The organism is Leifsonia sp. HAY1-4F, from assembly GCF_056755275.1.
This window is the reverse complement of record NZ_JBNDHX010000540.1, coordinates 1-242: the sequence shown is the minus strand read 5'-3', so window position 1 is coordinate 242 and position 242 is coordinate 1. Positions and strand designations below refer to the sequence as shown.

Here is a 242-nt window from a genome sequence, read left to right as displayed (position 1 = left end):
AGATGACGGCGCAGGACCTCCCGTGTCGTCACGCCCTGCGCCGTCATCTCGTGCACCAGGATGCCGCCGTGTGGGCTCAACTCGGTGGTGCTCCGCGTCGCCAGCGCCAGGACGAGCTGAGCCGCCGGTCCGCCGCCAAGCACGGCCAGGGCGAGCGCGACGATCCCGATGAGCAGCCGGAACGCGAGCGGCGCATGCTGGCCTGGAAGGAGGAGGACGATGAACGCCGCGGCCAGCAGCCC

1 pseudogene is annotated in these 242 nt (G+C 71.9%); it reads right to left on the bottom strand.

Annotation, left to right across the window (positions count from 1 at the left end):
• Nucleotides 1-242, bottom strand: a pseudogene (locus ACPYOG_RS20435) (hypothetical protein); the annotation flags it as partial.